2 protein-coding genes are annotated in these 2,339 nt (G+C 46.8%); both read left to right on the forward strand.

All coding sequences use genetic code 11. The annotated features are described in order from the left end of the window. The first annotated feature begins 140 nt into the window (after positions 1-140). Positions 141-503 carry a hypothetical protein gene (locus DDT91_RS20380; protein WP_187178046.1) on the forward strand — a complete coding sequence of 121 codons (363 nt, stop codon included), beginning with the start codon at positions 141-143 and terminating at the stop codon, positions 501-503. Then, positions 500-2,339 (forward strand): DUF6443 domain-containing protein (locus DDT91_RS20385; RefSeq protein ID WP_222718701.1); only part of this gene is annotated, 1,840 nt, incomplete at its 3' end. The genes DDT91_RS20380 and DDT91_RS20385, both read left to right, overlap by 4 nt.

Consider the following 2,339-nt stretch of genomic DNA (forward strand, 5'->3'; position numbering starts at 1 on the left):
ATCTTACATACGAGGTGGTATGCTCGTGACTGCATCTCAGCCGTGTGCTGTTCCGACCTTACCGCGGCTGCTCGTGTTTTTTTTTTTTTTTCTCTCAAGAACCTACTCAAGTAGATACACTTTCCAAAGGAGAACAAAAAATGTTGGGCATCTGGAAATTTGACCTTCCCAGTCAAAAAGTGGAAGGACCGTCTACCAAAAAATTCAAATCTGATGAAGAGGGTGTTGCAGAAGAAAAGAAATTCTGGAAGAAGACTGAATCCTGGATTTGCCACCTCAGGGAAGACAAAACCTATTTAAAGGCATGGGTTGAAAATGGAGTTCTACAGGAACAAGAAGGCACTTGGTCTTTTGATGAAGCTGCCATGGCATTGACTCTCGTTTTTAAAGAGGAATCCAGCACCTATGAGATCACCTACCGGGAGAAAGGGCAAATGTGGAAACCTTTGAAGAAGGAAAAAGAAGAATTTAATGTATTGTTTCTTAAACGTCTTGGCTCATGAAATCATTTTTTACCCTAATTTTTGCTGTAGGACTTATAGCTACCAGCTATGCTCAGGTGGTGTCCTCCTCTGTTTGCACAACGGTTATTCCTTCTGCAGCATCGGAGACACTTACTTCAAGTAATTCGGTAAACTTGACCGCAAGCGTCGCCCCGTCCGGTTTTACTTATCGCTGGTATGATTCGGACGGGGTGTCTTTGATGTCCAGCAGCCAGATTTTCAGTACCCCTATACTTACAGCTTCCCGGTTGTTTTATCTGGCGTTTCACCACACGTCCACCGGTTGCCTCACGACCAAGGTGCCTGTCTGGGTTTACTTTTATCCTGAAAACCTTAATTGGGTCAGGGAATTTACTTCAAGGGATACGCTGACCAATGCCTTCTCCCTTCGGAGTTCTGCCCAGAAGGTGTCCTATAAATCAACCAATTACCACGATGGATTGGGAAGGGCTGTGCAGACTGTCCAACTCTCAGCTTCATCGGATGGTTCGGATGTGATCGGTACCCTGGCTTTCGATGCCTTTGGAAGGCAGTATCGGGACTATTTGCCTTTCCCAAATAACGACTCTGGGACCAAAGGAAAATTCCGGACCAATGCGGCTTCCCTAAACTCGACCTACTATACCACTGCCTACAGTGATTCCAAGGGCTACGCTGACAAGACGTTCGAATCCTCCCCTTTAAACCGCGTGATCAAACAGGGTGTTCCTGGAACCGCCTGGACCGGCAAGGATATCCAAATCAATGAGATGACCAATACGGCAACCGAAGAGGTGCGAATCTGGACTCTGGATGGATCCGGTTTACCGGTAACATCAGCCAATTTCGCCACGGGAACCCTGACTAAGACGGAAGTTTTGGATGAAGATCTCCGGCGGGTGATTGAGTATAAAGACAAGTTGGGAAGATTGATTTTGAAGAAAGTCCAGGATGCAGCGACTCCCGGGATCACCCATACAGGCTGGCTTTCCAATTATTATGTTTATGATTCGTTTGGACGCTTGCGGGTAGTGATGCCTCCCAAGGCAGTTTTTGAAATCATCTCTAATAGCCAAAGTTCGACATCAACCACCATCCGGGACGGCCTCTATTACCTCTATACCTATGATGAACGTGGCCGGCAAATTACCAAAAAACTTCCGGACAAAGGCACTGAAGAAATGGTCTATGACCTTCAGGATCGCTTAGTGGCCTATCGGGATGCCAATCTTGCAGGTCAGGGTAAGTGGCTTTACACCAAGTATGATGCTTTGGGAAGGGAAGTCATGACCGGATTGGTAACCAATTCTTCCACCCGTGCTTCCCTACAGACTACGGTCAACACCTTGGCAAGTAACAATGCAGTGATCAACGCGACCTCAGGTAAAACGGGGACGACCAATGCCGGAGGATTTCCCAGAGCCGTAGACGGGGGAGAGGGAGAAGTGCTGACCGTTAACTATTTTGATCATTACAGTTTCAGGAAGGGGGCGCTGACCTATTCCAAGCCAAATACTCCTTACCATGATCAGACGACCAAAACCCACGGATTGTTGACAGGTAAACTGGTTCGGAACTTAGACAACAATACCCTGTATGAAACAGCTATATATTACGATGATTTGGGGCGCTTGATTCAGACCCATGAGGACCATCACTTGGGAGGCACTATCCGGGCATCTACCCGATTTGACTTTGAAAACAAGCCTATCGAGACCATTTCCCAACTCACTACCCCGGGAACCCAAACCATTACCAAAAACTATGCTTACAACAATGCAGGTCTATTGACCTCCATTTCCCATAAAATCAATTCTGATCCTGCGGTCACCTTGGTCACTTTTGAGTATGACCAAC

The organism is Algoriphagus sp. AK58 (assembly GCF_014324365.1).
Lineage (GTDB): Bacteria > Bacteroidota > Bacteroidia > Cytophagales > Cyclobacteriaceae > Algoriphagus.

What these genes read in the sequence shown, in the direction of transcription:
- DDT91_RS20380 (WP_187178046.1), top strand. Translation starts at nt 141, where the DNA reads ATGTTGGGCATCTGGAAATTTGACCTTCCCAGTCAAAAAGTGGAAGGA.